At 63.4% G+C, this 3,176-nt stretch carries 4 protein-coding genes and 1 pseudogene; 1 reads left to right on the top strand and 4 read right to left on the bottom strand.

The annotated features are described in order from the left end of the window. Nucleotides 1-226: nitroreductase family protein (locus A2J01_RS25280; RefSeq protein WP_197494297.1), on the top strand; the 226-nt coding region annotated here is incomplete at its 5' end. Nucleotide 227: 1 nt separating this feature from the next. Here the strand turns inward: A2J01_RS25280 and A2J01_RS25275 are convergent. The 4 genes and pseudogenes from A2J01_RS25275 to A2J01_RS36575 form a co-directional block, all read right to left on the bottom strand. Continuing rightward, entirely contained in the window at nucleotides 228-512 is a 285-nt protein-coding gene (locus A2J01_RS25275; protein ID WP_007735909.1) for an SHOCT domain-containing protein, read from the bottom strand. After that, nucleotides 509-961, bottom strand: coding sequence for a DUF6325 family protein (locus A2J01_RS25270; protein ID WP_064113841.1), 453 nt, complete (start codon nucleotides 959-961; stop codon nucleotides 509-511). The genes A2J01_RS25275 and A2J01_RS25270 overlap by 4 nt, the downstream gene beginning before the upstream one ends. A gap of 3 nt (nucleotides 962-964) precedes the next feature. Then, nucleotides 965-2,611 carry an MFS transporter gene (locus tag A2J01_RS25265; protein ID WP_050657053.1) on the bottom strand — a complete coding sequence of 549 codons (1,647 nt, stop codon included), beginning with the start codon at nucleotides 2,609-2,611 and terminating at the stop codon, nucleotides 965-967. Nucleotides 2,612-2,679: 68 nt separating this feature from the next. Continuing rightward, nucleotides 2,680-3,176 (bottom strand): annotated as a pseudogene (locus tag A2J01_RS36575) (hypothetical protein); the annotation flags it as partial.

Raw genomic sequence — 3,176 nt, 5'->3', positions numbered from 1 at the left:
GGTCGCCGACGTCGAAGCGCCACTTGAGAAGTACGCGATGCGGCACTACCGCACGATGCACGTGGATGCCGGTGTGCTGGTTCAGAATCTGTACCTCGTGACCGAGGCGATGGGACTTGCGGGCTGCGCCATCGCAGGATTCACGGATGCGCGAGTGGCATCTCTGTTGAATCTCGCGACGACGCAGCTTCCCGTCATGGCTTTTGCACTCGGGAGGCGCAGCTAGGTCAGGCGAGAATACGTGCCTTCTGGGTCTCGAACTCGGCCTCGGTCAATACTCCCGCATTCTTGAGTTCGCCCAGCTTGGTGAGCTGTTCGAGCTTCAAGTCCATCGATGCTGCCGGAGCTGCCTGCGGTGGCAGGGGTGGTAGATCGGGAATCGGCGGCACCGGCTGGGCCTGCGCTGCGCGAGCCTGATCTTCGGCGGCCCAACGGGTCCGCTGACGGCGCTGAACATTGCCGTGAATGGAGCTTGCGACGGCTACCCGGCCGGCTCGCCTCAAGAAACTCATGCGTCCTTCTCCGTATTGCCTGGTGCGGTGTTGTCGAGTGCGGTGGCAAGTTCGTCCAAGCTCAGGTGACCTTCGGTGACAATCTTTGCCCCGCTGCGTGTCCACGCGTCGATCACCGGCAGTATGGCCAGTTCCTCGTAAACGAGCACGGCGGCAACACTACCGGTGGCCAACTCGTCACCAACGGCAGCGAGGTCGCCGGCGTCGAGCAGTCCGGAGGCTGCGCCGTCGAACTGCGCCAGATCGAAATCTGCGAGTTCGAAGGTCGATGCCGGTACGACGGCCACTGATCCATCGGCGGCTTTGGTGACGAACTCGAGGTCGAGGATGCGGATCACGCCGGAGTCGACGAGAGTGAGCAGCTGCTCGAATCCTGCGGAGGTCGGTGCACCGCCGGGAAACTCGACGGCAACGTATTCGATCGGACCGAATTGGTCTTGGTTGGACATCGGTTACTTCTTGCCCTTCGTGGGTTGCGGTTCTTCCAGAGCAGGTACTTCGTCGGGCATGCGGCCGGCCGGAATGATGGCGAGCAGGGAGAGTCCGGCGAGGACGAGTAGCGAGGTTCGCAGGGCGCGCAAGCGCGCTTCGGTGTTGATCCGGATGGCTTCGTCGATCTGTGCTTGTGTCGCCGAGGTGTTTTCGAGCGTCACGACGAGTTGATCGTTGGGGACGAAGTTGACCTGGTCGAGATTGATCCCGGACTCGACCTTGAGTGATGCCGGGATGGTGGGGTTGTCGATCAGCTGCGAGCTGACGAGGGAACCAAGGATTCCGACGGCGAAGACGCTGGCCACCGCGATGCCGACGCTGCCGGACATGTTGTGTACCAGTCCCCGCCAGGCACCGACGTCGCCGGCCAGTTCCTTGGGAGCTGCGGTGAGGAGGGTGTTGAACACCAGCGCAACGATGGCGCCCTGCCCGAGGCCGAGGGTGATCAGTCCGATGACGACAAAGATCTGATGCCAGTCGCCACGAATGGTGAAGGCCAACAAGATGAGTCCAGCGGCAACGACGACGAACCCGGCTCGTGCGATCAGACGCGGGGAGTACGTCTTGTACAGACGCGCGACGACGGTGCTCGCGATGAAGATCGAAAGTGTGTACGGGATGATCGAGAACGACGTCTGCAAGCTGCTGCGGCCCTGGATGATCTGCATGTACAGCGGAATGAGGAAGTTGGCCGCGGTTCCCACGAACATCATCGTCGCCATGCAAATCGTGGTGGCGCGCTCGGCGCCGGTCTTGAGGACGTCGAGGTTGAAGAGCTGAGGCTTGTTCTGCGCCTTGCGGCTTCGCGTCCACTGGAAGAATCCCTGCGCGCAGATGGTGCCGAGGACGATCAGGATGGCCGCGGGTGAAACACCGATGACCGAGAACGGCGCAGCGTCGGTGGCCAGGATGACGCCCCACGAGTTCAGGCCGCTGAAACCGAAGCTGAGCAGGATGACGGCAACGGCAGCAATGGCGGCGCCGGCCCAGTCGATGGTGATGTCCTTCTGCGGGGGAACAGGTTTGACCCGGAAGCTCAGGATCAGGTTGACCACCGCGAGAGCCACGACGAGGGCGAACGAGTATCGCCACCCGATCGTCGTCGCGAAGGAACCGGCGATGAGCAGCGCCAGCACACCGGCCGCCGGGATTGCTGCTGCCAGGTAACCGATGGCCTTTGCCTGCTGATCGCCACTGAAGTTCGTGGCGATGAAGACCGTCAACGCAGGAGCGATGAGGGCGATCACGGCGCCGGATGCAGCTTGGGCCACGAACAGCATTGCCGGGCTCTGACTCAGGGCGACCGCGGCCATTGCGAGGCCGTGAATCGCGACGGCAATCTGGAAGACCAGACGCGTTCCGTAACGGGCGCCGATCTTGGCCCCCAACAGAATGAAGGCAGCCATGGCGAAGGTGCCCGCGGTGATCGCGGTGCCGACACTTGTTGCGGGCGTGTCGAGATCGGTGGTGATGCCGGCCATCGAGACGGTCAGGGCGTTGACGGCGAACGACGCCTGAATCTGGGTGAGGACCACCACGATGAGTGGTAGCCAGGAGGCGGTGCTCACGGCGGCCGTTGTGGCGGCCGCGCCAGGCTTTACGGACATGATGGGTCACGCCTTCCTCGACACTGCGTGTACTCGCGACGTGCCCGGATCAGCCACGCACGGCTACATTAGCCGGAATTGTGCTGAATGGTCGCCTGCAAGTGGTTGGTTTCTTCGCGGTAGACCACCATCTCCCGGTGCAAGGCGCGACGGAAGCGCGGTTGCTCGGCCAGGAGTACGGCCAGCACGGTCAGCAACAGCCACGTCGCGGCCGCGCTCGCGAGGAGCAGCAGGACCGGAATCCACGGACCGCCCATCTGCTCGCGCAGCGTCGTCTTTGCCCAGACGCGCCAGTAGAGCATCAGATTGACGATCAGTCCGACACCGTACGAGATGACGAAGGACAGCAGGAACTGCTTCCACGTGCCGTCGTGGCGCCGCGCCGTCATCGGTTCTGCCCGCAGCGGCAAGCTCACCGACATCACGTTCGCGACCCCCAACCAGAGCAGGATCATGGTCAGCACCTGGCCGCACGCCTTCACCAGGTCAGCACTGCTTCCGGAGCGCCACGCGAGGACGGCGCTGAGCAGGAACCCGGCGCTGCCGACGAGGAGCAGCATCACCG

Origin of the sequence: Rhodococcus sp. EPR-134 (genome assembly GCF_001647205.1) — a bacterium.
GTDB classification, from domain to species: Bacteria; Actinomycetota; Actinomycetes; order Mycobacteriales; family Mycobacteriaceae; genus Rhodococcus_F; species Rhodococcus_F qingshengii.
The sequence above is the reverse complement of the archived record's forward strand: the minus strand, read 5'-3'. Positions and strand labels throughout refer to the sequence as shown.

Coding starts and splice junctions, on each gene's coding strand:
- A2J01_RS25270 (WP_064113841.1), bottom strand. CDS start 961: ATGTCCAACCAAGACCAATTCGGTCCGATCGAATACGTTGCCGTCGAG.
- A2J01_RS25265 (WP_050657053.1), bottom strand. CDS start 2,611: ATGTCCGTAAAGCCTGGCGCGGCCGCCACAACGGCCGCCGTGAGCACC.
- A2J01_RS25275 (WP_007735909.1), bottom strand. CDS start 512: ATGAGTTTCTTGAGGCGAGCCGGCCGGGTAGCCGTCGCAAGCTCCATT.